Genomic DNA, 24756 nt, shown 5'->3' on the forward strand with positions numbered 1-24756 from the left:
TCTAGAGCTCCTTCTTGATGTCGACGATGCGCGACATCATGGTGATGATCAGGAAGGTGATCGCGAGCAGGATCACGGCATTGGCTGCGGCGGCGGGGAATTGCAGCGCGTTGACCCGCGTCTCGATGATCTTGCCGGCGGCAGCGATCTGCTGGCCGCCCATCACGCCGATGGTGATGAAGTCGCCCATCACGATGGTGATGACGAAGATCGAGCCGATCACGATGCCGGGCTTGGCCAGCGGAATGATGACGTTGACGAGGGTCTGGAAACCGCTGGCGCCGGCATCATAGGCGGCCTCGATCAGCGACTTGTCGATGCGCACCATCGAGTTGAAGATCGGCACCACCATGAAGAAGGTGAAGAGGTGCACCAGTGCCAGCACCACGGAGAATTCGGAGAACAGCAGCCATTCGATCGGATGGTTGATCAGCCCCGTCTTCATCAGGCCGGTGTTCACCAGGCCGTTGCGCCCGAGCAGCGGGATCCAGGCGATCATGCGGATCACGTTGGAGGTCCAGAACGGGATCGTGCAGAGCAGCGACAAGCCCATCTGCCAGGTCTTGGACTTGACGTGGAAGGCGAGGAAGTAGGCGACCCAGAAGCCGATGAAGAGGGTGATGGCCCAGACCAGGAAGCAGAGCTTCAGCGTCTTCAGATAGGTCTTGGCGATGGTGCAGAGCTCAGGGAGCTGCGCAATGCAGCCTTCGAACGTGTCGGTGTAGCCGCGGCCGGAGAAAGCCGGCAGCAGCTGGTATTCGTTGTAGTCCCAGAACGAGACGATGACGACGAAGACGAGCGGAATGAGAAAGAACGCGAGAAACACCAGCATCATCGGCCCGGCCTGGAGCCAGGAGATGAAGGACGGCGACAGGCGCGTCGGCTTTGCGGCGCGCGCTGTGCCCGACCCCGGGATCAAGCCCGGGGCTGCCTGTTGCAGGACCTCTTCCGACATGTCCGTTACGCCGCGATGAACTCGTTCCACTTGCGGACCATGTAGTCGTTCTCGTCCATCACGGCGTTCCAGCACGCGACCCCGCCCATGCGATCCTCGTAGGAGCCGCCGTCACGCACCGCGCCGGCCTTTTCAAGCAGCGAGCCGTCGGGCGCCTTGATGTCCTTCTCGGCCGGTTTGCCTTCCATCCAGTAGGCCCATTCGTAGGGCTCCATGTGCGCCTTCGCAGTGGAGAGCACGGCGGAGTAATAGCCCTGGCGGTTGAGATAGGCGCCGGCAAAGCCCGACAGGAACCAGTTCACGAATTCATAGGCCCATTCGAGCTTGGCACCCGAGACGCCCTTCGACACGCAGAAGCCGGAAGCCCAGGACCGGTAGCCTTCCTTCAGCGGCTGGAAGGTGCAGGGGATGCCCATCGAGCGTACCTTGGTGACCGCCGGCGACCACATCGACTGAATCACGGTCTCGCCCGAGGCCATCAGGTTGACGCTCTCATTGAAGTCCTTCCAGAAGGCGCGGAACTGGCCGGCCTTCTTGGCCTCGGTCATCACCTTCATGGTGAGATCGATCTCTTCCTTGGTCATGTTGCCCTTGTCGGCATATTTGTACTTGCCGGAGGCTTCCACGACCATGGCGGCATCCATGATGCCGATCGAGGGGATGTTGAGGATTGAAGCCTTGCCCTTGAATTCGGGGTTGAGCAGCTCGGCCCAGGTGGTGATCGGACGCTTGATCAGGTCGGGGCGGATGCCGAGCGTGTCGGCGTTGTAGACGGTCGGGATCAGCGTGACGAATTCCGTCGCCGACGTCGCGAACTTCTTGGAGTCCTTGCCTTCGAGATAGAGCACCTTCCACGGCGCGGTGCCCTGGCCGCCGATCTTCTTGCCGCCGGGCGTCTCGCCCTTGGTGAAGACGGGCGTGATGTTGCCGAACTCCTTGATCTTCTTGGCGTCGAGCGCAAGGATGTTGCCCGACGGCACCAGCTTCTTCAGCGAGAAATATTCGGTATCAAGCACGTCGAAGGAATTCGGCTGGGTCATCACGCGCTTGGTGACGTCGTCCGTGGTTGCGGTGATGTATTCGATCTTGATACCGGTGTCCTTCAGGCATTGCTTGGCGATGTCGTCGCCCTCGTTCACGGCCGTGCCGAGATAGCGGAGCACCTTCGCATCGGCCGACTTCACGTAAGGAAAGCCGGTGATCGCGCCGGAGCCGGCGGCGAGGCCGGCGAGACCCGCGGTGCCCTTCAATAGCGTGCGGCGGCTGACGCCGGTCTTCCTGGTCGTCTCGGTCATTTCGCTCACTCCTCTGTGTTGCGCATTCCGTGGTGAAGGGTGCTATTGCAGGCGTTGCGCCTTGGCGGGATCCCAGGTCGCCAGCACGCGATCGCCCGGACGGAACGGATGCACGTCGAAGGCGGCCTCGGGAACGTGGGAGAACAGGGCGGTGCCGTCGTCGAGCGTGAGCGAGACGGCGATGTAGGACCCCTGGTACTCGGTCTGGGTCAGCAGCGCCGGCGCGCCGAAGGCGCCGTCGACGAACGGCACGATGCCGAGCTGATCGGCGCGAACGGCGATGAGATTGCCGGCGTCGCTGAGCACGTTGTGGCCGCCGATGAATCGGGCCACGAATTCGGTGCGGGGACGATGGAAGATGTCGCGCGCCGTGCCCTGCTGCTCGATCCTGCCGTGGTTCATCACCACGATGTGGTCGGCGAGGGCCATCGCCTCTTCCTGGCCGTGGGTAACCTGGATGAAGCTGATGCCAAGCTCGCGCTGCAGCCGCTTCAGCTCGCCGCGCATCTTGACGCGCAGGAACGGATCGAGCGCCGAGAGCGGCTCGTCGAGCAGGAGGATCTGCGGCTCGGTGATCAGCGCGCGCGCGAGCGCCACGCGCTGCTGCTGGCCGCCGGAGAGCTGCGCCGGAAGACGGCCTGCATATTGGCTCATCGCGACCAGCTCGAGCAATTCGCCGGCGCGCTTGTGCCGCGTCGGCTTGTCGATGCCGCGCATCTTCAGGGCGAAGGCAACATTGTCGAGCACGGTCAGGTGCGGAAACAGAGCGTAGGACTGGAACATCATCGCGGTGCCGCGCTTGGCGGGCTCGAGGTCGGTGACGTTCTGCGCGCCGAGGATGATGTCGCCTTCGCTGACCGCCTCGTGACCTGCGATCATGCGCAGCGTCGAGGTCTTGCCGCAGCCGGAGGGGCCGAGCAGGCAGCAATAGGTGCCGGCCGGGATCTTCAGGTTGACGTTGTCAACGGCCAGCGTGGCGTCGTAGCGCTTGGTGACGGCGACCAGTTCGAGAGCGGCGGGAATGGCCATGGCGTGTCCGAGGAGGGGCGTTGCGTCCCGCCTCTCTCCGCAAGGTCCGTGCCAACAGCCCGCGACGATGCGAATTTCAGAAACTGTGCAGCGGAGTCAGATCGTTAGATCGATTCCGGCCCAATGTCGGGCCGTCACCCGTGCAGCCAGCTGCACACAAAACGGGCGAAGATTGTATAAAGTTTCGCCTGTGATTGGATACAGCTCGTCGACTAACATTGCAGGCCGAACGTTCGTCGATCGAGCCTCACAATCATGGCCACCAAGACCCGCCAGAAACCCGATGCGCCAGACGCGAGCGATCGCGTCAGCCGTATCCGGGAGGGTGTGACTGCCGCGATCCTCGAGCATCGCCTGCTGCCCGGCACCAAGCTCGGGGAGGACGAGATCGGCGACATCTACGGCGCAAGCCGGACGCTGGTGCGCTCAGCGCTGCAGCAGCTTGCGCATGAGGGCATCGTCAATATCGAGAAGAATCGCGGCGCTTTCGTTGCGCGCCCGACGCCGGCTGATGCCCGCGAGGTGTTCGAGGCGCGGCGCCTGATCGAGCCCAGCATCGTGGACCGCGCCATTGACGCGGTTTCGCCGGCCTGGCTCGATCGCCTGCAGCACCATCTCACGGAAGAACGCGAGGCCGAGTTGCGCGGCGATGCCCGCGCCTCCGTCCGTCTGTCCGGCGAGTTTCATCGTCTCGTCGCCGAGATGAGCGGCCACAGCATCTATCTCGGCTTCCTGAAGGAGCTGATCGCGCGCTCCTCGCTCATCATCCTGCTGTACCGCCGTCACGACACGCCCGCGTGCGGCACCGATCATCACGCCGGGATCGCCGCCGCGATCCGCAAGCGCGACAAGGCGCGCGCCGGCGCCTTGATGCTGTCGCACCTGAACGAGATCGAGGCGGAGCTGTTCCTGAAGGATCCCGCCGCCGATGAATTGCGGCTGGCGGACGTGCTGGGGGCGTGAGAAGGGCGTCGCCAGCGCACGGGATCGGCGGGTCCGGACGCTATTGTGGCTCCAATCCGAGATTCTTGATCGATTCCAGCCAGACCGGCCCTTCTTTTTCGTAGAGGGCGACCGAGGATGCGCGGTCCATTGCCGGCGCATCGACCCCGAAGGCCTCCAGCAGCTTCTGGACACGCTCGGTCTTGCCGCCTTCGACCATCAGCTTGGCGAGCAGCTCGATCCGGTCGGTCGGCGTCGCAGCGGGCGCCACCAGGGTCGTGAAGCTGGTCAGCTGGAAGACCTTGCCGGTGACCCCCTGCTCGGTGAACGTCTTGGTGTCCGGCAGCTTCTTCATGCGAACCAGTGACGGAACAGCGATCGCGCGGCCGACGCCGGTATCAAGGACCGGAAGCGCGGCTTGGTAGCTGCCGGTCGCGGCCTGGATGACGCCGGCCGCCAAGTCCTGCCACATCGGCGCTTCGCCGCGGTAATGCACGATGGAGATGTCGAGGCCGTATTGGCGATTGAGCTCGGCGATCGCGATGTGCGCGAACGAACCGATCCCATACGAGCCGGCCGTGACCTTGTTGCGGCGCGCATAGGCGACGAAATCTTCGATGGACTTTGCACCGGTGGCGGAATGGACGACCAGCGGCAGATGACCCGATGGCGTCATCGCGACGATCGTGAAATCCTTGTCCGGATCGTAGGCGAGCGACTTCAGCAGCAGCCGGTTTCCGAGCAGCGTGGACGAGATCGTGTACATCAGCGTATGGCCGTCCGCCGGCGAATCCTTGACCGATTGGGCTGCCAGCGCGCCGCTCGCTCCCGTCTTGTTTTCGACGACGACCGGCTGTCCGAGCTTCTGAGAGATGTAATCGCCATAGGCGCGGGCGAACGCATCGGTGATGCCGCCGGCGGGCGTCGACACGACGATCTTGATTGCTTTGGTCGGCCAGGCTTCGGCCGCAGCCCCATCAGCCGTGGCCAGCACCAGGCCTGCAATCGCAGCGCCCAGCATTGCGACGAATGTCCTCACTTGCCCCTCCCGTTTTGTTGCGTCTTTGGGCGCCCTTTGGCCGCCGGGCAGAGATGTCACACGAGCAGAGCCAAATAGAAACAACATTTCATTGTGTGAAATGGCTAGCTCTTGGCGGCCGCGGACGGGCCGGCCGCAGCAAGCCTGGCGCTGAGCGTCTCGGCCAGTGCGGAGGCGACTTTCTTCATCTGAGGCACGAAGCGCCTGAGACCTTCCTCGGTGCTGACGGCCTCGCGCAGCATCATCACGTTCATGCTTGCGAACAGGCGGTTCGGAACAGCGACGGGAACGCCGATCGCCCAGACGGCGCCGCCGAAGATGCGGCGGCTGTAGCTCTCGTCCATCACTGCGAATCCGGCTTTCCGGATCGCGCGCAGCACCTTGGTGAGTTTGGCGGGATTGCGGGCGAGGTCGTTCCAGGGCTCCGGGCTGAGGGCAAGGCGCGCCGCGATGCGCTCCTGCTCGGCCGGTTCGCAAAACGCCAAATAGGCGCGCCCCATCGAGGTGCCCAGCACGGGAAAGCGAAAACCCGGCGGACGGTAGAAGAGCAGCGAACCGCCGATCCGCGTCGTATGCGCGATCACCATGGATTCCTCGTCGAGCACGGCCACGTCCGAGGGCCACTGAATCTGTTGGCGAAACTTGTTGAGCATCGGTTCGGCGATACCGCCGATCCAATTGGGTTCGTCGTAGCCGGCGCTGAGCAGGAGCGCCCGTCCGGTCGGGGCATAGCTGGGCGGCTCGGCGCGCCGCACTACATATCCTTCATGCTCCAGCGTTTCGAGCATGCGGACGATTGTTGCCTTGTTGAGGCCCGTCGCCTTATGCAGCGAGCCTACGGTCGATTGCCGTTCCTGGTTGATGACGCGCAGGACCTCGAGGCCTCTCGACAACGCGATAACGGGACGGAACGAGGGCATGGCAGCTCTTTGTGAGGACCGTGCCGCTAGTCAATGATGTAATCGCCGGATCAGTCAACAGGCCCGACTCCCGGCCGGGAATTGGACGGTGCCGCATCGGCTCCTCAGCGACCGATTTCGCTTTCGGCGGCAAGCTGCCCCTCTGCCGTGATCTCGTATTCGCCGTCGTGCTTGGTCATCCATCCTGACCTGACCATCTCTCGTGCAAGCTGTATCGAGCAGATCGGATGATTGCCGCCCGGGTGATACAGCCTGTCGTTGCGGACGAGCAGGTGCCCGTACAATCGCGCCTGGCGCAGCGCCCTGCGCATCCCCGGTGATGGACTTTTCATGCCGGTTCAAGCGCGAGCACGATGAAGGTTCCTAATGAATGCGGCCATCTCATCGGTCGATAGCGCACATAGGAACCGTCATTCTGCTGCATCGTTTGTTCTTCCGAGGAGTAGCGCCATGAATGTACGGGATGAGCACACGTGGTCCCTCTGGATGGACGTATCTGTCGCCGAAGCTCCGGTGCTGTCGAGTACGGTCGGCGTGGACGTTGCCGTGGTCGGCTCCGGAATAGCCGGGCTTTCGGTCGCATATGAACTTGCTTGCCATGGACGTTCGGTCGCAGTGATCGATCGCGGCCGCATCGGCAGCGGGATGACGGCGCGCACCACGGCGCATCTGGCGACCGCGCTTGATGATGGTTATGATGCGTTTGTGCGAGTCCGCGGCCCTGACTGTGCGCGGCGTTACTATCAGAGCGTCGCTGCCGCGATCGATCGCGTCGAGGCCATCCAAGGCGCCGAGCACATCGATTGCGGTTTTAAGCGCGTCGATGGCTATTGGGTACTGGCATCCGAAACGTCCGCATCCGAGCTGGATAGTGAATTGGACTGCTGTCGCAAGCTGCAGATTCCGGTCGAAAATTGCATCGAGCGGACACCATTCCATGACAGCGGTCAGACGCGTTCGCTGCGCTTTCCGCGCCAGGCGCGCCTGCATCCGACTAAATATCTCGCCGGTCTGGCGAGCGCACTGCAGCGCCGTGGCGCCCAGCTCTATTCTGACACCTGCGTCGAGAGCATCCAGCAACGCCAGGGTAGCATGGTCGTCACCACCGCCTCAGGCTACGAGGTTCACGCCGCCGACGTGGTGGTTGCGACCAACTCGCCCGTCAATGTTCAGGTGGCGATCCACACCAAGCAGGCGCCTTACCGCACTTATGCACTCGCCGCGAAGATTGCGGCCGGCGCCGTGGAGGATGCGCTCTATTGGGACACGCTCGATCCTTATCATTATGTCCGCCTCCACCCGTTATCTGCCGACGAGGACATCGTGATCATCGGCGGCGAAGATCACAAGTCGGGTGAGGCGAATGATGGCGCACAGCGCCTTGACGCGCTCGAGCGCTGGGCGCGCGAGCGATTGCCGGATTTGCGCGAGGTCACCCATCGGTGGTCGGGTCAGGTGCTGGAGCCGGTCGATTTCGCCGGCTTCATCGGCCGCAGCCCCGGCGAGGAGCATGTATTCGTTGTCAGCGGCGACTCCGGGCAGGGGATCACCAACGGGCTCGTGGCCGGCATGCTGATCGCGGATCTCATCACCAGCGGCGCAAGTGCCTGGGAGGACGTCTACGCTCCGTCGCGGAAGATTCAAAGGAACATCGGCGAGTTCATCAGCGAGAACATCACCCCTATCAAGAATTTCGCGGAGTATCTCACCGCAAGTGAAATCGCGAGCGCTGAACAACTGCGGCCCGGCGAGGGGCGCCTCTTCCGAAGCGGCCTGAAGAAGATCGCGGCGTGCCGGGACCGAAGCGGACATTTGCATTTGCATTCGGCGAGCTGCACCCATTTGGGCTGCGTCGTGCACTGGAACTCACTCGAACAGTGCTGGGACTGCCCATGTCACGGATCGCAGTTTGCACCCGATGGCACCGCGCTCAACGGCCCGGCGGTTTCCCCGCTCGGCGAGGCTGAAAAGCCGGCCAATCTTGAAGCGGCAGAATGAGCGGCATCCCTCGGCGTGTTGTGGTCAGGCGTTATTTAAAGGGGCTCGCCCTGACGCCTGCAGCTTATACGTGACGAGCCGCATGTGAATCATGACGCGCGGCGATCGGATGTGACTATTCCTCGCGCAGTCTATGGGCTATATGCTCGCGCTCTGTCATCAAACTGTCACGTTACGTTCCATGCTCAAGTCAGATTCAAGGCCGGCCCGCAAGACTCCTGGCGCACCGGACGGGAATCACGCGCCGAAGGAGAACAAGGGAGCGCATATCGTCGCCGGTTTCCTGAGGCAGATCGAACCCGCAGGGCCAGAAGCGGAACCGGTGATCAAGGACGCTGTGAGCGATCGGACGCCAGAGACGACGCCTGGTCTGCAACCGGCTGAGCCGGGCAGCAAGGCTCATCCCGCCGCCGAAATCGAGCTCAAGCTGCTCGTTGGTGCCGATCGCATGGCGCATTTCGGCGCAGCGCCCGTGATCGCGGCGAACGCACGCAACAAGGGCACGCGCAAACGTCTCAAGTCCGTCTACTACGACACGCCCGAGCGGGCGCTTCGTCGCGCCGGCCTGAGCTTGCGCGTCCGCCAGAGCGGCACGCGTTTCGTGCAGACCGTGAAGACCGAGGTTGCGGACGATCCGTTGCGTCGCGGCGAATGGGAAGCAAGCGTGCCTTCGCTTGCGCCCGATCTCGCTTTGGCGATGCCGTTCATTCCGGAGAAGATTCGCGAGCGACTCAAAGCGCAGCCGCTCGAAGCGGTGTTCACGGCCGATGTGCATCGGCACACGCGCATCATCGACCTGCCGTCCGGCACGGTCGAGGTCGCCTGCGACCAGGGCGAGCTGACGGCCGGCGACCGGTCGGTTCCTGTCAGCGAGATCGAGCTGGAGCTGAAGAGCGGCAGCACGAGCGTGATCTACGAGATCGCCCTGCGCCTTGCGGAGCACGGAACGGTGAAGCCGTCCATCCGCAGCAAGTCGGCGCGCGGCTTCGATCTTGCCGCAGACCTGCCGCCGTCGGCTCGCCGGCCGCGCAAGCTTCGTCTCGATCCCTCCGTGACGCTCGACGAAGCCTTCGCGACCATCCTGCGCGCCTGCTTCCTTCACCTGCTGCAATCGCTGCCGGCGGCCGAGGACGGCCGCAATCCGGAAGGCGTGCATCAGCTGCGCGTCTCGCTGCGCCGGCTGCGATCCGCGCTCGACCTGATGCGATCGGTCGGCGCGCTCAGCAACCTCGAGGCGCTGCGCTCGGAGGCCAAATGGCTGGCGCAAGGCCTGTCTGCCGCGCGCGACTGGGACGTGTTCCAGCTCGCCACCTTGCCGGCGATCGCAAAAGCCTGTCCGTCGGTCGCGGGTTTCGATGCGCTTGGGCGGGCCGCGGCTCAGCGTCAGGCGGAAGCCTATCGCAGCGCCCGCCACGCGCTCGATGATCGCCGTTGCGCGCTCTTCCTGATCGGTCTCGGCGGCTGGATCGAGACGCGCGGCTGGCGCAACGGCGTCGCGCCCGAAGATCTCGGCCGGCTCGCCGAGCCCGCCCTCAATTTCGCGCAGCGTGTCCTATCGGAACAGCACGCGAAGGTGCTCAAGCGCGGCCGCCGCTTCAAATCGCTGACGGTCGACGAACTGCACCGCGTGCGGCTCGCCACCAAGCGGCTGCGCTACCTCAGCGAGTTCCTGCTGCCGCTCTACGAGGATCGCAAGTCCGCACGAAAATTCGCACGCCGGCTCGCCGGCTTGCAGGAGGAGCTCGGCGTCTTCAATGACATGGCGGTGACGGCCTCGTTGCTCGATGGGCTCGGCGCTGACGATCGCGACAGCGCCATTGCGGCGGCCGCGATCGCCGGCTGGCAGGCGCGGGCATCGATCGGCATGCAGCAGGGCTTGCAGGATAGCTGGCGGGATTTTGCCGCCGCACGCGTGCCCTGGTCGCGCCAAGGCGAGCAGAGCTGATCGCGCTTTCCCAAAAAGTTGCGCCCAGCCATTGGGGGATGGCTGGGCGCGCGCGAACCGGTCTGGGACGGGGAGGGGTGGGGATGTGACCGGGTCGCGTAACCTGTTGTCTCGTTCCTACTAATCTTTGGCGCTGGCGGTGGAGACCGCCGGCTTGGTATCGCCCAGCGAGACCCAGACGTTGGGATCGCTCTGCGACTGGCGCTTGACGAAGCGGTAGCCGGTCTCCGTCCAGGCGAGGACGTTCTCGTTCTGATTGTCGAGAATGAACTCGCCCTTGTCGGTCTTCACCGTCAGCACCGCGTGGCCTTCGCCTTTCTTGTCGCGCACCACGGTGATGAGCAGGGCCTGGCGCGGCCAGCCGGCATCCATCAGCATCTTGCGCTTCAACAGCACGTAGTCTTCACAGTCGCCGTAACCGTCTGACGGCAGCGACCACTTCTCGATCACGCCCCAGTGCTCCTGGTCGGTCAGAGGCTTGACGGTCTCGTTGACCCAGCGATTGACCTTGACGAGGTCGCGCCATGCGGCCTGCGACATCACGATGTCGCGCGGCTGCAGCGGTGCGCCCTGGCACTGGGCAGCATTGTCCGCGCAGAACTCGACCCAGCCGATCGGCGCACGCGTGGTGTCGCCGAGGCTCGCGTAGAGCAGGCGGCCTTCGCCGGCCTGCGCTGCCGCGCTGATCCCGAAGAGCATGGCGGCCAGCGCCAGTCCCTTCCCCCGTCCCCTGAAGTCAAACATTGCGGCCCCCGTTTCTTGTTGGGACCACATTTCGCACGGAGCTTTTGAGTTGCCGCTAAGTCGACCAAGTCAAGTCGAGACGAATGCAAGTAAAAGGCGCGGCGAATTCGAGCTATACTTGAATAGAATTCGCGTAAAATTCGATATGACTGCAATTGGTTCAAATTTTATCTATTAACACGGAAATGCTGGGAGGAGCGTTGTTTGCGCTCATCTCCAGCTCCTCCGTTAACCGCTGGCCATTCGCCGCGGGACATGAAAAAGGCGGCGTCCGCATCGCGGAAGCCGCCTTCGAGCCTGGAAATATGGAGGTTTTCGCGTCCTTGCGCTTTACCGCGCGGTAACGCTCTCTTCGAGTGTCTCCGCCGGCTGCTCGTGCATGAACTCGAGCGCGAAGCCGTCCTCGAGGTTTCGGACCACGCGGCCTTGGACCCGGCCGAGCAGAACCGTCGATTTCAGCGGCGGCCGGTTCTCGGCAGCGATGGCCGCGCCCGACAGCGAGAGGTCGATGATGCGGCAGGTCATCTTGGTGCCGTCTTCGAGCGTCAGCACCGCGATCGGGTTGCGCGGCACGATGCGGTCGTGGCGGCGGTCCTCCGGCAGATTGAGGATGTCGCGGTTGGCGAGCCAGGTCAGCTGCGCGGCGAGCTTGTCGCGCTTGCGCGGCGTCGCACCGATGGTCATGGCGAAGCCGTTGTCGATGATCCGGGTGATCTTGCCCTCGACGCGGCCGATATGGTCGAGATAGGCGACCACGCGGTCGCCGACATTGCCGATGCCGGGGGCGAGCAAAGCGAGGCCGCCCGGCGACATGTTGATCACCTGGCAGGGGAATTCCCGGCGGTCCGGCAGCATGTAGCGGCCGAGCAGGTGCACCTTCACCCGCTGGAAGCGCCTGCGCTCCTCGGCGGCCGGAAGAAATTTTTTGTTCGCCAACGCCATTTCCAACACCCGACCCCCCGCCCGGGCGGAGTCCTTGCGACCCTAAGGTGCACAGGGTTAATGCCGCGTTAGGATCGGGCGCGCTGGACACGGACAGACACGATGCGCTCGAAAAGCCACACCTTCAGGTGGGGCTCGGCTTCCTCGCGGCGCGCCCATAAAGCAGGCACAGCAGCGCCAGCAGCACGGCGGCCGACAAGCCGAGCGACCAGTGGATGCCGATCGCCGCGCCTGATACCCCGATCGTGATGCCGCTGAAGGCCCGCATCCCGAGCCCGGCCATGTTGTAGAGGCCGACGACGCGGCCGCGGACGTCGTGCGGCGCGTTGAGCTGCACCAGCGCCTGCGCCATGGTGTTGAAGGAGAGCTCGAAGAAGCCCGCGAAGAACAATAGCGCGATCGCGACCGGATAGACCGGCACGAGCGCAAAGCCGAGCAGCGCCACGCTCCACAGCATCGCCAACGCGATCGCGGTGCGCGGGGTGCCCTTCAGCCGCCCCCAGGATTCCAGCGCGATTGCGGCAAGCACTGCGCCGGCTGCGTCCACGGCGAGCAGCACGCTGTAGGAGACGCCGGGATCACCATGGCCGAGATCGCCGGCATAGCCCGGCATCTGGGCGTGATAGGCGTTGCCGATCATGAAGGAGGTGAGGCCGGCGAGCCACGTCATCGCCGACAACACGGGCTGGGTGCCGATCGCGCGGATGGTGAGCACGATGTCGGCAAGGCCGCGCACGGCAAAACGCCTTGCCGCCACGCTCTTGTCCCTGATCGGGGCCCAGAACAGCCAGAGCAGCATCGGCAGATAGAACAGCGTGTTGAAGATGATGCCGTGCGAGGGACCGAGCGTCAGCATGATGAGCCCGCCCATCGCAGGTCCGACCAGGATGCCGAGATAGCGCGCCATCGCGTTCAGCCGCACCGCGCTCGGCAGGTCGGCCGGGCCGACCAGGTCGTAGAGCAAGAGCTGGTTCGGCGTCTGCCAGAGCACGCCGGCGCAGCCATGGATCACCAGAAGCAGCATCGCGTGCCACATCTGGATCGTATCGGTCAGGAAGAAGAAGCCCCAACCGGCGGAGGCGACGATGAACAGCAGCATGCCGCACTGGATGATGCGGCGCGGATCAAACCGGTCGGCGAGGCCGCCGACCGCGACGGAGAACAGCAGGAACGGCAGCCAGTGCGACAGCACGGCAAACCCGCCCAGCGTCGGCGAATGGAATTTCTGGAACACCACCCAATAGCTGATCACATGCTCGATATTGTCGGCCATCATCGCCAGCACGTAAGAGGCGAACTGGAGACGGTAGGGCACGGACCTCATCGCCGCGAACGATCCGGACGCGGCCACGGGATTTTGGGGAAGGGGATTCACGGGATGACCTGAGGTGAGACTCGTGGCGAGTTACACGCTCGCCGGCCGGCGCTCAAGACAATTGGGCGTGCTGGAACAGCAGCCATGCATGCTTGCCACGAGGCCCGTGATCTCAGATGCAAGCCTTGTGAGCTCCGGCTCGCTCTCGTCGAGCCGGGGCAGCGACGCAATCCAGACTGCCCCTGTTGAGGGATTCTGGATTGCTTCGTCGCAACAGCTCCTCGCAATGACGGCGCCTGTAGTGCATCGACGTCACCATCGCGATCATCACGCAGCATCGGCGACCCCATCGTCCCGTTTCGCCTCGGTCAATCGCCGCAAGCCGGGCCGCTCCGGCAGGTTGTGCGGCGTCCTGACATTCCAGACCAACCCGATCGCTTCGAGTGATCGGATCAGCCACCAGCCGGGATCGACCTGTCCCGGCAAAAGTCCGAGCTTCGCCGAGCCCGGATAGGCGTGATGGTTGTTGTGCCAGTTCTCGCCCATGCTGATCAGCGCGGCGAGGCGGACATTGTAGCCTTGGGCCGCGACGCCATCGACGCTCCAGATCTGATCGCCGCTTGTGTGGGAGAAGTGGCCGACCAGCCAGTGGCCGGTGACGCAGACGCTGACGCGCACGCAAATGCCCCAGACCAGCCAGTCCAGCCCGCCGATTGCAAAGAAGAGGAGGGCCCAGGGCAATTGCTGCAACATCCATGTGCGTTCGATGAACGCATAGAACCGGTCACTGGCAAGCGGCGGCTCGAGCCGGAATCTTGGCGGATGGCGCAGCACCAGCCGGCAATGCAATTGCCACCAGGCATCGCGCCAGAAGCCGGCGCCGTGGCGGGAATATTCATGGCACGCGGGCTGGCGCTGCGCCCAGTCGCGGAAATCGTGCAGGCGGATCATGCCGAACGGCCCGGCCATGCCGACGAGCGTGCCGAGATAGACGAAGAGATGTTCCAGCCAGAGTGGGCAGTCGTAGCTCGCATGGATCAGCTTGCGGTGCATGCCGACGGAGTGCCCTGCGCAGAGCGTGACGGCGCTCGCTGCGAGGAAGAGTGCGAATGCCGACCAGGAGAAGCAGAGCGGCGCAAGCGCGATGGCGGCCGTCGTCATGCCCGCGAGCCACAGCGACTTCTGCGGCGCCCATTGCACATATCCGTCTACCGGATCGGTGTCAGAGGCGACAAAAATTCGTTCCGAACCCGGTCGCAAATCCATCTGATGATCCCGGCTGACCGCGGCGCGAGGAGCCGCGCAGGTCCGAAGCAGGCATCGCTCCGGCACACGCAGCCTGCTCACACAACTGCGGCGTGTCAACGCGCCGCGTTGGTATTTCCAATGTCGCAGGGCTGTCATAGGTTGATCGCAGGCCCGCACGATCAAAACACAACAAGCGGGCAGCGAGGAAACAGCCATGCAACAAATCCGCGTCTGCACCCACGCAGGTCCCGGCTCGGAGCCCGTGATCCGCACCGTGCCGTGGCCGAAGGTCGGCCGCAAGGCTGCGCTGATCAAGGTCGGCGCCTGCGGGGTTTGCGGCACCGATCTCCATATCCTCAAGGGGCACTGGCCGAAGCCGCTGCCCTGGCCGTTCACGCTGGGACACGAGCTCGGCGGCGTCATCGTCGAATGCGGCGACGAGTTCACCGAAGATTTCATGAGCAAGCCGCTCAAAGTTGAATCGAAAGTGATGATCCCGCCCTTGATGCCGTGCGGCCGCTGCTACTATTGCATCCACTATCCGCAAACCGCGAACAAATGCCTGACGCCGGTCTATTACGGCCGCTATCTCGGCTTCGACAAGGCGCCGCATTTGTGGGGCGGCTGGGCCGAATATGTCTATGTCGATCTCGACATGCTGCCGGGCACCAAGATCTACAAGCTGCCGGACGACATGTCGTTGCGCCTGGGTGCGCTGTCGGAGCCGCTGACCTCCTGCATTCGGGCCTTCAATCGTGCGACCCGCGCCGGCGGATTCAGCTGGGGCGACACCGTGGTGATCCAGGGCTCCGGCCCGATCGGCATTCTGGCGGTCGCGGCCGCCAGGGAGATGGGGGCGGGGCGCATCATCTGCGTCGGCGCGCCGGAGGAGCCGCGGCTCAAGCTGGCGCGTGAGTTCGGCGCCGAGGCGACCGTGAACATCGAGGAGCTGAAATCACCGCAGGATCGCATTGCGCGCGTCCGCGAGATCGTCGGCGGCTTCGGCGCCGATCTCGTGATGGACTGCTCGGGCCACCCCTCAGCCGGCCCCGAAGGCATCGAGATGCTGCGCGACGGCGGCACCTATGTCGAGATGGGCCAGTTCACCGACGCCGGCTCGATCGACACCTCCTGGCACCGCATCTGCACCAAGGATCTCAACGTGCTGGGATCCTGGGGCTTCACCGGCAACGACCTCCCGCTCGGCGTCGACATGCTCTACCGCACGCGCGACAAATATCCTTGGGCGAAGATGCAGACGATTTACCCGTTCACGGAAGCAGGCGTCGCGCAGGCGGTGAAGGACGCGATGGCGATGAAGACGGTGAAGTCGACCATCGTGCCGTGGCCGGAGCTGGTGGAGTAGACGATGCCGTCCGCGCCTCACGATCTCGCGGCGTTCCTGGTCGAAGCCAAACGCCGCACCTATGCGGGTCTCGATGACGATGCGACCGTTGCTGCGCCGCTGCTTACCGGCTCCAAGCAGCTCGAGCATCACGCGCCGCCTTATGCCTATCGCGATATCTATTTCGGGATGGGCTTCTTCGTCGGGCAGGAGACCGTGTCGCGGGATGAACGCGTCATCTGGTCGATGAGCTACAGCGGCGGCGTTCGTGCGGAGATCACGGAGCGGGAGATCTTCCTCGCCATCTACAAATTCCTGCGCCAGGCGTTGCTGCGCGTCGGCGTCGAAGAGCCTTACCGGGGACCTCGCCTGTTCGAGCAGGACGGCATGGCGTACCGCAACGAGATCGAAGGCGGTACCGATCGCTTCCACGGTGTGGAGACGATTGCCCGGCAGGATGGTACACCGCTTTATGAGCTGCGCTATGGTGGCGGCCTGCTGCGATAGACAAAATCCGTAGCCCGGGTGGAGCCGAGCGTAATCCGGGGACGTCCGTCCCGCATTCCGCTTTGCTCCATGCGGGCCAAAAGTCGGAGCCTGGAACGAGCGACGAAATGACCGACGAAAAGACACCCGAACCAGCCCGACAATCCCCCTTCAACGCCATCCGCGCGATCGACTACACCGTCGTCTTCGTGCGCGACATGGCGGCGATGCGGCGCTTCTACGAGGACGTCCTCGCCTTTCCACTCTCGCGCGAGCTGTCGCCGAATTGGATCGAGTACAGCATCGGCAGCAACACGCTGGCGCTGGCAAGGCCGAGCCGCACCGCCAGCGATGCACCGACGCCAACGGGCAGCGCCTCGCTGCAGCTGGCCTTCAAGGTCTCTGCGGCCGAGGTCGACGCGTGCGCCGATGAACTCGTGCGGCAAGGCGTGGCGCTGCTGTCGCCGCCGACGAACCAGCCCTTCGGCCATCGCACGCTGTTCTTCCGCGATCCCGACGGCAATCTGCTGGAGATCTACGCGGAGATCTGAGAAATTCTATTTGACATATCCCGACAACATGGCGTGCGCCCAGTCCGGGCGGTTGTTGGCGAGCGCGCGCACTGATGCGGCCTCCCAATCATATTCGAGCGCCAGGAGCTCCACCTGCCAGCCCCTTTTGCCCTTGGTGAGGATCGCGTAGCGGGCGTGAGGCGAGCGGTGTTCCAGTTTCGCTGCAAAGGGAATGTCGGCGAAGACCGGGCATCCGACGCTGCCGGGATTGAGCACCAGACATTCGCGCGGCCCGTGAACGACGGCCGGGCGGTGGCTATGGCCACACAGCACCACGCGTGCCGCCGGCTCGCTCGCAAGGCGTGCCTCCAGCACGTCGCGGCGTGCCGGCACGAAGCGGCCGTCGTCGAGCGCGTCCTCCAGCAGGCACGCCGTATCGCTCTCGGGCGTGCCATGGCAGGCCAGGATGCCGTCGTCCAGCCGCAGCTGGGAGGGCAGGTTGTGAAGCGCGCGGCGCTGCTCCGCAGTCAATGCGTTGCGCGCAAACAGACCTGCCGGCGAGAGCTTGTCGTCCGGAAACTCCTCGATCCAGCGATCATGATTTCCACGAACCGTCGGCAACGCCAGCGATTGGAGGAATTCGAACGTTTCCCTCGGCCACAACGGGCTGGTGACGCAGTCGCCGAGGTTGACTATCCGATCGACGCCCCGCGTCTTGATATCCGCCAGCACCGCCTCCAGCGCGGCGAGATTGCCGTGGATGTCGGAAATGACCGCCAATCGCATCTTTATTCCCCATATCGCCAGACGTGAGCGTGGCTCGGCTATAGGCCGATCCCGCCGCGCCAAGGTTAATCGAGCTGGCCGCAAAAATCCGCTGCAAGCTTCAGGCGCGGCTCGCCGTCAAGCCATGCATCACGGCTATGGTGATTTCCGGGCGCTTGGCGTAAAGAGCGCCCAGATCAAATCAGCGTGCGGTCGGGCCGTTTGCCGCGCACGCAGCTCGGGGCGCCGGTTCACCGTTTGCGCGCCTGAATCAAACAAGGTTTCCCATCTCGTGTCTCTTCCGGCCCTGACCCCGCCGCTCGCCCGCGCTTTGGCCGAGCGGAACTATGATTCACTGACGCCCGTCCAGCTCGCGGTGCTCGCCCATGAAGCCACCAGCCGCGACCTCCTGGTCTCGGCCCAGACCGGTTCCGGCAAGACCGTCGCTTACGGCTTGGCCATCGCAAAGAACATCCTCGATGACGCCGAGCAGTTCGCACCAGCGGCCGCGCCGCTCGCCTTGATCGTGGCGCCGACCCGCGAACTCGCGCTCCAGGTTCAGCGCGAGCTGGCCTGGCTCTATGGGCATGCCGGCGGGCGTGTCGTCTCTTGCGTTGGCGGCATGGATCCGCGGCGCGAGCAGCGCGAGCTCGCCGCCGGCGCGCATATCGTCGTCGGCACCCCCGGGCGTCTGTGCGATCATCTGCGGCGCGGCCGTCTCGACATTTCCGAGCTCGCCGCGGTTGTGCTCGACGAAGCCGACGAGATGCTCAATCTCGGCTTTCGCGAGGACATGGAATTCATCCTCGAGACCACGCCGCAGACGCGCCGCACCTTGCTGTTCTCGGCGACGTTTCCGCGCGGCATCGTCGCGCTGGCGCGGCAATATCAGCGCGACGCCTTCCGGATCGAGGTCGCCGGCGACGAGGGCGGCCACGCCGATATCGAATACCGCGCGATCCGCATCGCGCCCGCCGACGTCGAGCATGCCGTCGTCAACGTGCTGCGCTTCTACGAGGCGCCGAGCGCGCTGGTGTTCTGCAGCACGCGCGATGCCGTCAGGCATTTGCAAGCCGCGCTCCTGGAGCGCGGCTTCTCTGTGGTCGCGCTGTCGGGTGAATTAACGCAGAACGAACGCACCCTGGCGCTGCAGTCGCTACGCGACGGGCGCGCCCGCGTCTGCGTCGCGACCGACGTTGCCGCCCGCGGCATCGACCTGCCGAGCCTCGACCTCGTCATTCATGCCGATTTGCCCAACGACGCCGAGGTCCTGCAGCATCGCTCGGGCCGCACCGGGCGCGCGGGCCGGAAGGGGACGAGCGTCCTGCTGGTGCCGCCCGCGCGGCGGCGGCGCGCCGAGCTGCTGCTCGATCTCGCAGGGGTCGACGCGGTCTGGGGCACGGCGCCGCAGGCGGAAGACATCCGCAAGCTCGATCATGCGCGCATGAAGGACGTGCTGTTCACGGAGGAGACTGGTCCCGACGATCTGGCTTTGGCGCAATCGCTATTGGCCGAGCGCTCGGCCGAGGACATCGCCGCCGCGCTCGCGCGGCTTTATCGCGCGCGGCTGCCGTCGCCAGAGGACATCATCGATCCCGGCGAGCGAAGCGGCAGGCCGGAACGCGGGCGTGATAGGTCCGAACAGGGCGAGGACCGCGCCAAGCCGCGGTCGAAGGCTGGGAAATCCTCGAAGCACGCCATGGCGGATGGCAGCGTCTGGTTTCGCGCCGCCATCGGGCGCCGCAAGAACGCGGAAGCGCGCTGGCTGCTGCCGATGATCTGTCGCCGCGGCGGCATCGACAAGCGCGACATCGGCGCCATCAGGATCATGGACACCACTACCGAGTTCGAGATCTCCCAGCGGGTCGCCGAATCCTTTGCGGCGAAGATCAAGCGTCCCGACAAGGAAGACAGCATCCGGATCGAGCCGATGACGGATGCGCCTCACCGGCAAGACGCTCCTCAGGAGCGCCCCCGCGCGCCGCAGCGCGAGGCCGGCGCTCATCATGAACGGCGCGAGAATCGCCCGCGCGAGGCGAGTGGATTCAAGTCGCGCAGCAAGCCTCAGGGCGAGCGCGCGTCGAAATTCGGTGATGCGCGTTCTTTCGCAAAGAAAAAGAAGCACAAGAACAAGCCCGGCCATGCAGAGCCTTCGGTCACGCCGTGGCCTGCGAAGGGCGCGCCCGAGAAAAATGCGAAGAAGAAGCGTCGGGGCTGATCTGCCGCTTTCCGGCCCCGGCCAGACTAACGCCGCCGAAGGCTCGCGCGGTGCGCTATGGCGCAATCAATCAGTACATGGTGCCATCCGGACGCGCCTGCGAGCCCGCGCCTTCTCGAGTTGGCAGAATCCTTTTCGGCAAACTCAAAGCGGCAAGAGCGGCGCCTGCGGCGAGGCGTCGCTTGAATCGAATTTAATCAAGTCGAGAGTCTGAAAGCGAACTGAAGGTCCGATCCTGGTTGGTCATAGTTGGCATCGGCAGGGGGGCGAGAGCAGCTCATCAGCAGCATCCCTCCATTTTGAGAGTAGGGGCACTGGTTTCCCGGTGCGGCCCGCACCTGGGAGCTTCTGAGAGTCTTCAATCCAACATCTGGTTTCGCGTGAAAGGATGGAATGACGATGCATGATGCCAATGTGAAAGCCGAGACGAATGCCACTCCCGCGGGTGGGAATGGTGGTGCAAGGCTCAAGTTCGACGTGCCGTTTTTCAATATCCAGGAGATCTTCGGTGATCTTGCCGAGCAGGGCGCCGCGCGGGCCAAGGCAAATCTCGAGCAGATGAAGGCGGCTTCCGAGGAGATCACCGACGCTTTCCGCGAAGCCTGTGCGACCAATGCCACGCGTGCCGCCGACTACGGCACCAAGGTCATCGAGATATCGAAAATCAATACCAGCTCCACCCTGGAATTCCTGTCCCAGCTCGCCGATGCAAGGTCGTTTGCGGATGTCGTGAACCTCTCCACCACCCACACCCGCAGGACCTTTGAAATGGCTTCCGGGCATAACCGGGAGCTTTGGGACCTTGCCCAGAAGGTTGCGACCGAGACGGCCGAGCCGATCAAGAAGAGCTTCAACCGGGTTCTGCACAGGGCAGCTTGAATCGAGGCTATCGGCCGCGTGAATCGGCGGACGAGCGTCTTCGCCAGAAGAGACGCCGTCCGGCTGATGGCGGCGACGCCTTTCCGTGAAGGGATGCCGAGCTGGAGGAAATCAGATGGGTATGGTGATGATCAAGTGCCCGGAAACGGGCCGAGCCATTTCGACCGGCATCGAGATGGACCGCGAACGATTTCGGTGCAGTGCAGTGTTCTTCTCTCGCACCTATTGCGGGATGTGTGCGGCAACGCACGAGTGGTTTGCCAAGGAGGCCTGGGTCTACGAAACGGGAAGTCCGGGGGCAGGCAGTCGTTCCGCGCGGGGGCGGCGTGAAGCAGCCTGACGGCGTCCTGCGAAGCAATCCGATCAATTTGCCCGGCGACGGGCATTACGTCGCGGCGAGGTCGCGCAGCATGTAGGTCGCGCCGTCGCCGTAGGATGCGAGCTTTGCGTGCAACTCGGCGTCGGCCGTCACAGCCCGAAAGCCCATGCGTTCCCATAGCGGCGGCGTGCCGTAGACCGAGACCAGCGCGAGCGTTCTGATGCGTGATGCACGCGCCAGCTTCTCGATATCACCGACATAAGCGCGCACGACGCCGCCGCGGAACTCCGGCAATACGGCGACGTCGTGGATGTAGAGACAGTCGGCGCGATCGGGCAATGCTCGCAGAAAGCCGTCGAGCGGCGGAATCCGGTACCGCATCCAGGGATGCGCCAGCCCGTAGCCGGCGATGCCCTGGTCCGTATCGAGCACGCTGCAGCCGTCCGGGCAAAGCCTGATCTTCTCCGCCAGCACCTCTTCGCGTTCGGGCAACGCCGGATGGATGCGTGCCGCAATCGCGCTGATCGCAGGAAGGTCGGAGGCGCGCGCGGGACGCCAATGCGGCTTGCTCATGTCGATCCGTCGTTCGTGGTGTCCTTCCAGTCTATTCCGCCGCGGCGATGCGCGCAGCGGGAAAGACCCTGGCGGTCGTTATCGCGGATATTCCAGCTGCATCGCCACGAAGTCGGCCGTGCGTGCTCCGTAGCGCGTCTCGATCGCGCGCAGCGTTTCGTCCAGCGCCCGCGCCGGCGGCGAGGCGCCGGAATCCGGCACGGCCTGCTCCGCCGGCCAGCTCCCGGCAATGCGGTCCGGCAGGATGCGAAGACCGCTGCGGCTGGTCCGCGCCTCTGCCGTGGCGGCGAAGGTGAGGGCGCGCGAGCGGTAGGTGCGCGACCACGCATCGGCGATCAGGGCGAGCGAGACCTCGTCGACATCAGGCGTCAACGCGATGCCGAGTTGCTCGCGCTTCCAGAATGCGAGCGTGTTTGCGATCGCCGTCAGCGCGAAGGGGCGTGTGAAGCTGAACGCGTCGCTGCGGTGGCGTGCGTCCCATCGCGCAAGGCCGATGTCGCCGGCGACCGCCTCGGCCTTGGCGCGGCCGGCGATCGCCTCGATCAAGGTGAGGGCCATCGGCATGGATGCGGTGATGCCAGTGGTCGTCGCGACGCCCTGGTCGACGACCAGCCTGCGGTCCGCCGCGTAGCGGATCGTCGAATGCTTCTTCAGATCGCCCACGGAATACCAATGCGTCGTGGCCCGCTTGCCGTCGAGCAGCCCGGTGTTGGCAACAACCGTGGCACCGACGCACACGCCGATCACAATCGCGCCCTTGCCGGCTTGGCTCCTGATCCAGTGCAAGACCGTTGCGTCGTCGTCGCGGCTCATCGCCGGCACGATGACGTAGTCGGCGCCATCGGGGTGCGCGGCATCGAACTCGGCGATGGTCGCATGCGGCTGCACCTTGAGGGCGGGATAGAGCGTGACGGGCCCTGGCTGCGTCGACAAGGTGAGGACGTCGGCAATATCGGCGCGGGCGAGAATGCCGTAGGGCATCAGGTAATCGGTGGTCTCGCTCATGTCGTTGATGCCGACGATGGCGATCAAGGGGCGCTTGCGTTTCGGCGGTTTCAGCGCCGCCAGGGTCGATTCGGTTTCGTCTCTGGAAATCGCAGGCGCGGTTCCCGAGGCTGGCGCGGCTGGCAGCAGGAGCAGCCAGGTCGCGCCGATCCCTGCCAGCAATGTCATGCCGCCGAGGGCAGTCCACGCCAGATTGCGCCAGCTCATCATGATGTCACCCGCTCGTCTCACGCGGCGCGGAAGCTATCCGGTCGCATCGACGTCAGGAATGACGCAAATCCGGCAAAAACGGTCACGCCGCGCGACGATCCATCGCAGGATCGCCGCACGTCTGCAGGGGCTCTATCGCAGCCCCTCATACACCATCAGCCCGCGCGCGATCTGCAATTTGCGGATGGCGCGCGGCAGGAGTTTCTCCGGCTGGTGCAGGTAGCGCCAGGAAGTGAGGGTGAAGGCGGACAACGTGCCGCATTCGTCGTCGAACGGCGCGAGCACGCCGGTGACGCTGACCGGCGTATGCGGGCGGGCGTTGAAGGGCAGCAGCAGGAGCTCGAGATGCGCCTTGCTGCCGTCCTCCCGCGCGGCGGTGACGCCGGCGATCGCGCCCAGTGCCTCGTCGGCGACGATCGTCGTGATCTCCTCGATCTCGCTGCGGCTTGCTTCTGTGAACAGCGCCGCAAAGCTGCGGTCCTTGAGGTCGGTTCCCGCGAGCGCGCAGACGCGCGTGCCGGCGACGCGGAACGGGAAGCCAAGGTTCGGCTCGCAGGACAACACGAAGATGTCGCCGAGCAGGCCGCGGACCGCGGCCGGGTCGATGTCGGCCCGGTCAGGAGCCCGTGCAGTGCCGCGCTTCTTGTCCCAATACGCGAAGAACGCGCGGCTCGACGGATGTTTCATGACTGAACGCTCGCCCCGGGGTGCAACCTCGAAGGGACAGACTTGTCCCGCTTCAGTGCACCCGCGATCCCTTCTGTTGTTGTGCAGGAGGGGATTTGCAGCGTCCATGCCGCCGGCGCGTTTTCAGGCTTCTTGGGCCGGCCTTTACGTCGTTAACGTTAAATTAACTATGCGCTTCGTGCCGGCCGCGTGCCTGCTATGGTGACCGCGGTCGCAAGCCTCGCCGCTTTTCTCCAGGTTCTCGGCGGGGCCTGTACAGGGCGTCAAACAGTTTGGTCACGGGCCGCGGGGAGGGGTGGGGATACGCCTTGTCTCTCCGGCCACCGGAAGACCGACACGGACAGGCAGGGCTTCGGCCCTGCCTTTTCCTTTTGTGCACTTGCGCAGGGACGGCAAAGGCGCCTATCTCCAAGTCTGTCGCCCCGATGTCGCCCGAAAGCGAAGCTGCCTTGGATTCCCCGCAAGATTCGTCGCCGCAAGGTCCTGAGCCGGGCCGGCCGGCCGTCGTGGAGGCTCCGCGCGAGCCGATCCTGACGCTGCCTCCGGCGCTGACCGCCTATATCCTGCTGCTGGCGGTGATCCATCTGCACGTGCTGCTACCGCCCGAGCTCGAGAACTGGACCATCGACGTCTTCGGCTTCATCCCGAAGCGCTACGATTCCTCGCTGCTCAATCTGCAGATCCCGGGCGGGGCGGGGGCGAAGGTCTGGACCTTCGTCACCTATTCGCTGCTGCACGCCAATCTCACCCATCTCGGCTTCAACGTGCTGTGGCTCTTGCCGTTCGGCAGCGCGTTGGCGCGGCGTTTCGGCACCGTCAGGTTCTTCGTCTTCCTGGCCGTGACGGCGGCGGCCGGCGCGCTCGCCCATCTCATCACCCATGAGCATGCGGTGGCGCCGATGATCGGCGCCTCGGCCTCGGTGTCGGGCGCGATGGCAGCCGCAATCCGCTTTGCCTTCGTCCGCGGCAGCTTCCTGTCGTTCAGCCGATCGGATGCCGATACCGCCGCGAAAGTTCCGGCGCTGCCGCTGTCGCGCGCGCTCCGCGACGGGCGGGTGGTCGGCTTCCTCGCCGTTTGGTTCGGCGTCAACATCATCTTCGGCGTGGGCGCGATCGGGGTCGATGCGGACACCACGAGCGTGGCCTGGCAGGCGCATATCGGCGGCTTCTTCGCCGGCCTGCTGTTGTTCGCGCTGTTCGATCCCGTGCCGCGCGTGCGAAGCGATGCTGCGGATGCGTCATCACGGGACGTTTCAGACCGTATCTGAAGCGGCGCTTGCGACGCGGCCCGAATTCATCCATCATTCCCGCGAAGAATGTTCCGAAGCGACACGTCCTTAGCGACGATGCTTCGCAAAGCGCACGAGCGTGAAACCGGCGCTGTA

General features: G+C 64.6%; 24 protein-coding genes. 10 read left to right on the forward strand and 14 right to left on the reverse strand.

Going from position 1 to position 24756, the window contains the following annotated elements; all coding sequences use genetic code 11:
* Window position 1: 1 nt before the first annotated feature.
* From I6F33_RS12490 to I6F33_RS12500, 3 genes are read right to left on the reverse strand one after another with little or no spacing between them, the layout of a single operon-like run.
* Window positions 2-955: an ABC transporter permease gene (locus tag I6F33_RS12490; protein WP_157280642.1), complete on the reverse strand. Its 954-nt coding sequence runs from the start codon at window positions 953-955 to the stop codon at window positions 2-4.
* Window positions 956-960: 5 nt separating this feature from the next.
* The gene (locus tag I6F33_RS12495; protein WP_036029687.1) at window positions 961-2250 is read right to left on the reverse strand and encodes a PotD/PotF family extracellular solute-binding protein; all 1290 of its coding nucleotides are present in this window, start codon (window positions 2248-2250) and stop codon (window positions 961-963) included.
* 42 nt (window positions 2251-2292) lie between these two features.
* Window positions 2293-3279, reverse strand: coding sequence for an ABC transporter ATP-binding protein (locus tag I6F33_RS12500; protein WP_036044007.1), 987 nt, complete (start codon window positions 3277-3279; stop codon window positions 2293-2295).
* A 255-nt stretch (window positions 3280-3534) separates the two neighbouring features.
* Between I6F33_RS12500 and I6F33_RS12505 the strand changes: the two genes are divergently transcribed.
* Window positions 3535-4242 (forward strand): GntR family transcriptional regulator, encoded by a 708-nt coding sequence (locus I6F33_RS12505; protein WP_225142689.1) that lies wholly within the window; start codon window positions 3535-3537, stop codon window positions 4240-4242.
* 40 nt (window positions 4243-4282) lie between these two features.
* Here the strand turns inward: I6F33_RS12505 and I6F33_RS12510 are convergent, their stop codons facing one another.
* From I6F33_RS12510 to I6F33_RS12520, 3 genes are all read right to left on the reverse strand, one after another.
* A complete protein-coding gene (locus I6F33_RS12510) occupies window positions 4283-5260 on the reverse strand; it encodes a tripartite tricarboxylate transporter substrate binding protein (RefSeq protein WP_036029677.1) in 978 nt (325 codons plus the stop codon).
* A gap of 104 nt (window positions 5261-5364) precedes the next feature.
* A complete protein-coding gene (locus tag I6F33_RS12515) occupies window positions 5365-6180 on the reverse strand; it encodes a helix-turn-helix domain-containing protein (RefSeq protein ID WP_036015272.1) in 816 nt (271 codons plus the stop codon).
* 104 nt (window positions 6181-6284) lie between these two features.
* On the reverse strand, window positions 6285-6491 hold the full coding sequence (locus I6F33_RS12520; protein WP_225114709.1) for a hypothetical protein: 207 nt from the start codon (window positions 6489-6491) through the stop codon (window positions 6285-6287).
* Window positions 6492-6630: 139 nt separating this feature from the next.
* Between I6F33_RS12520 and I6F33_RS12525 the strand changes: the two genes are divergently transcribed.
* Both I6F33_RS12525 and I6F33_RS12530 read left to right on the forward strand, forming a co-directional pair.
* Window positions 6631-8178 carry an FAD-dependent oxidoreductase gene (locus I6F33_RS12525; RefSeq protein ID WP_225142691.1) on the forward strand — a complete coding sequence of 516 codons (1548 nt, stop codon included), beginning with the start codon at window positions 6631-6633 and terminating at the stop codon, window positions 8176-8178.
* Between the two features lie 181 nt (window positions 8179-8359).
* Window positions 8360-10123, forward strand: coding sequence for a CYTH and CHAD domain-containing protein (locus I6F33_RS12530; protein ID WP_225142694.1), 1764 nt, complete (start codon window positions 8360-8362; stop codon window positions 10121-10123).
* Between the two features lie 120 nt (window positions 10124-10243).
* Here I6F33_RS12530 and I6F33_RS12535 read toward each other — a convergent pair whose 3' ends face one another.
* The 4 genes from I6F33_RS12535 to I6F33_RS12550 form a co-directional block, all read right to left on the reverse strand.
* Entirely contained in the window at window positions 10244-10867 is a 624-nt protein-coding gene (locus I6F33_RS12535; protein ID WP_036029667.1) for a transglutaminase-like cysteine peptidase, read from the reverse strand.
* 330 nt (window positions 10868-11197) lie between these two features.
* On the reverse strand, window positions 11198-11809 hold the full coding sequence (locus tag I6F33_RS12540; protein ID WP_026312634.1) for a PilZ domain-containing protein: 612 nt from the start codon (window positions 11807-11809) through the stop codon (window positions 11198-11200).
* Window positions 11810-11933: 124 nt separating this feature from the next.
* Window positions 11934-13184 (reverse strand): MFS transporter, encoded by a 1251-nt coding sequence (locus I6F33_RS12545; RefSeq protein ID WP_346657202.1) that lies wholly within the window; start codon window positions 13182-13184, stop codon window positions 11934-11936.
* Window positions 13185-13451: 267 nt separating this feature from the next.
* Window positions 13452-14390: an acyl-CoA desaturase gene (locus I6F33_RS12550; RefSeq protein WP_225132654.1), complete on the reverse strand. Its 939-nt coding sequence runs from the start codon at window positions 14388-14390 to the stop codon at window positions 13452-13454.
* A gap of 196 nt (window positions 14391-14586) precedes the next feature.
* On the opposite strand from I6F33_RS12550, the gene I6F33_RS12555 reads away from it, so the two are divergent.
* From I6F33_RS12555 to I6F33_RS12565, 3 genes are all read left to right on the forward strand, one after another.
* Complete coding sequence (locus tag I6F33_RS12555) at window positions 14587-15738, forward strand: zinc-binding dehydrogenase (protein WP_225142698.1); 1152 nt, start codon at window positions 14587-14589, stop codon at window positions 15736-15738.
* 3 nt (window positions 15739-15741) lie between these two features.
* A complete protein-coding gene (locus I6F33_RS12560; protein ID WP_225132652.1) occupies window positions 15742-16224 on the forward strand; it encodes a DUF5680 domain-containing protein in 483 nt (160 codons plus the stop codon).
* 107 nt (window positions 16225-16331) lie between these two features.
* Window positions 16332-16754, forward strand: coding sequence for a VOC family protein (locus I6F33_RS12565; protein ID WP_225132651.1), 423 nt, complete (start codon window positions 16332-16334; stop codon window positions 16752-16754).
* Between the two features lie 6 nt (window positions 16755-16760).
* Here I6F33_RS12565 and I6F33_RS12570 read toward each other — a convergent pair whose 3' ends face one another.
* Window positions 16761-17501 (reverse strand): metallophosphoesterase, encoded by a 741-nt coding sequence (locus I6F33_RS12570; protein ID WP_225132650.1) that lies wholly within the window; start codon window positions 17499-17501, stop codon window positions 16761-16763.
* 271 nt (window positions 17502-17772) lie between these two features.
* On the opposite strand from I6F33_RS12570, the gene I6F33_RS12575 reads away from it, so the two are divergent.
* The 3 genes from I6F33_RS12575 to I6F33_RS12585 all read left to right on the forward strand — a co-directional run bounded on the left by I6F33_RS12575 (window position 17773) and on the right by I6F33_RS12585 (window position 20917).
* A complete protein-coding gene (locus I6F33_RS12575; protein WP_225142700.1) occupies window positions 17773-19698 on the forward strand; it encodes a DEAD/DEAH box helicase in 1926 nt (641 codons plus the stop codon).
* Between the two features lie 399 nt (window positions 19699-20097).
* Window positions 20098-20577 (forward strand): phasin, encoded by a 480-nt coding sequence (locus tag I6F33_RS12580; protein ID WP_225142701.1) that lies wholly within the window; start codon window positions 20098-20100, stop codon window positions 20575-20577.
* Between the two features lie 115 nt (window positions 20578-20692).
* Window positions 20693-20917, forward strand: a complete 225-nt coding sequence (locus I6F33_RS12585; protein ID WP_081494642.1) for a hypothetical protein — start codon at window positions 20693-20695, stop codon at window positions 20915-20917.
* 45 nt (window positions 20918-20962) lie between these two features.
* On the opposite strand, the gene I6F33_RS12590 is transcribed toward I6F33_RS12585, so the two are convergent.
* The 3 genes from I6F33_RS12590 to I6F33_RS12600 form a co-directional block, all read right to left on the reverse strand.
* Complete coding sequence (locus I6F33_RS12590; RefSeq protein ID WP_225142704.1) at window positions 20963-21469, reverse strand: GNAT family N-acetyltransferase; 507 nt, start codon at window positions 21467-21469, stop codon at window positions 20963-20965.
* 78 nt (window positions 21470-21547) lie between these two features.
* Window positions 21548-22681, reverse strand: coding sequence for a DJ-1/PfpI family protein (locus I6F33_RS12595; protein WP_036015286.1), 1134 nt, complete (start codon window positions 22679-22681; stop codon window positions 21548-21550).
* Between the two features lie 135 nt (window positions 22682-22816).
* Window positions 22817-23371 carry a PAS domain-containing protein gene (locus I6F33_RS12600; RefSeq protein WP_036015243.1) on the reverse strand — a complete coding sequence of 185 codons (555 nt, stop codon included), beginning with the start codon at window positions 23369-23371 and terminating at the stop codon, window positions 22817-22819.
* A gap of 449 nt (window positions 23372-23820) precedes the next feature.
* On the opposite strand from I6F33_RS12600, the gene I6F33_RS12605 reads away from it, so the two are divergent.
* Window positions 23821-24639 (forward strand): rhomboid family intramembrane serine protease, encoded by an 819-nt coding sequence (locus tag I6F33_RS12605; protein ID WP_225142706.1) that lies wholly within the window; start codon window positions 23821-23823, stop codon window positions 24637-24639.
* Window positions 24640-24756: the final 117 nt, after the last annotated feature.

This window comes from Bradyrhizobium sp. BRP20 (assembly GCF_020194215.1).
Lineage (GTDB): Bacteria > Pseudomonadota > Alphaproteobacteria > Rhizobiales > Xanthobacteraceae > Bradyrhizobium > Bradyrhizobium yuanmingense.

Excerpts from the sequence above, each read along its gene's own strand:
- I6F33_RS12490 (WP_157280642.1), bottom strand. The coding sequence starts at position 955 with ATGTCGGAAGAGGTCCTGCAACAGGCAGCCCCGGGCTTGATCCCGGGG.
- I6F33_RS12495 (WP_036029687.1), bottom strand. The coding sequence starts at position 2,250 with ATGACCGAGACGACCAGGAAGACCGGCGTCAGCCGCCGCACGCTATTG.
- I6F33_RS12500 (WP_036044007.1), bottom strand. The coding sequence starts at position 3,279 with ATGGCCATTCCCGCCGCTCTCGAACTGGTCGCCGTCACCAAGCGCTAC.
- I6F33_RS12505 (WP_225142689.1), top strand. The coding sequence starts at position 3,535 with ATGGCCACCAAGACCCGCCAGAAACCCGATGCGCCAGACGCGAGCGAT.
- I6F33_RS12515 (WP_036015272.1), bottom strand. The coding sequence starts at position 6,180 with ATGCCCTCGTTCCGTCCCGTTATCGCGTTGTCGAGAGGCCTCGAGGTC.
- I6F33_RS12520 (WP_225114709.1), bottom strand. The coding sequence starts at position 6,491 with ATGCGCAGGGCGCTGCGCCAGGCGCGATTGTACGGGCACCTGCTCGTC.
- I6F33_RS12525 (WP_225142691.1), top strand. The coding sequence starts at position 6,631 with ATGAATGTACGGGATGAGCACACGTGGTCCCTCTGGATGGACGTATCT.
- I6F33_RS12530 (WP_225142694.1), top strand. The coding sequence starts at position 8,360 with ATGCTCAAGTCAGATTCAAGGCCGGCCCGCAAGACTCCTGGCGCACCG.
- I6F33_RS12535 (WP_036029667.1), bottom strand. The coding sequence starts at position 10,867 with ATGTTTGACTTCAGGGGACGGGGGAAGGGACTGGCGCTGGCCGCCATG.
- I6F33_RS12540 (WP_026312634.1), bottom strand. The coding sequence starts at position 11,809 with ATGGCGTTGGCGAACAAAAAATTTCTTCCGGCCGCCGAGGAGCGCAGG.
- I6F33_RS12550 (WP_225132654.1), bottom strand. The coding sequence starts at position 14,390 with ATGGATTTGCGACCGGGTTCGGAACGAATTTTTGTCGCCTCTGACACC.
- I6F33_RS12555 (WP_225142698.1), top strand. The coding sequence starts at position 14,587 with ATGCAACAAATCCGCGTCTGCACCCACGCAGGTCCCGGCTCGGAGCCC.
- I6F33_RS12560 (WP_225132652.1), top strand. The coding sequence starts at position 15,742 with ATGCCGTCCGCGCCTCACGATCTCGCGGCGTTCCTGGTCGAAGCCAAA.
- I6F33_RS12565 (WP_225132651.1), top strand. The coding sequence starts at position 16,332 with ATGACCGACGAAAAGACACCCGAACCAGCCCGACAATCCCCCTTCAAC.
- I6F33_RS12570 (WP_225132650.1), bottom strand. The coding sequence starts at position 17,501 with ATGCGATTGGCGGTCATTTCCGACATCCACGGCAATCTCGCCGCGCTG.
- I6F33_RS12580 (WP_225142701.1), top strand. The coding sequence starts at position 20,098 with ATGCATGATGCCAATGTGAAAGCCGAGACGAATGCCACTCCCGCGGGT.
- I6F33_RS12585 (WP_081494642.1), top strand. The coding sequence starts at position 20,693 with ATGGGTATGGTGATGATCAAGTGCCCGGAAACGGGCCGAGCCATTTCG.
- I6F33_RS12590 (WP_225142704.1), bottom strand. The coding sequence starts at position 21,469 with ATGAGCAAGCCGCATTGGCGTCCCGCGCGCGCCTCCGACCTTCCTGCG.
- I6F33_RS12595 (WP_036015286.1), bottom strand. The coding sequence starts at position 22,681 with ATGAGCTGGCGCAATCTGGCGTGGACTGCCCTCGGCGGCATGACATTG.
- I6F33_RS12600 (WP_036015243.1), bottom strand. The coding sequence starts at position 23,371 with ATGAAACATCCGTCGAGCCGCGCGTTCTTCGCGTATTGGGACAAGAAG.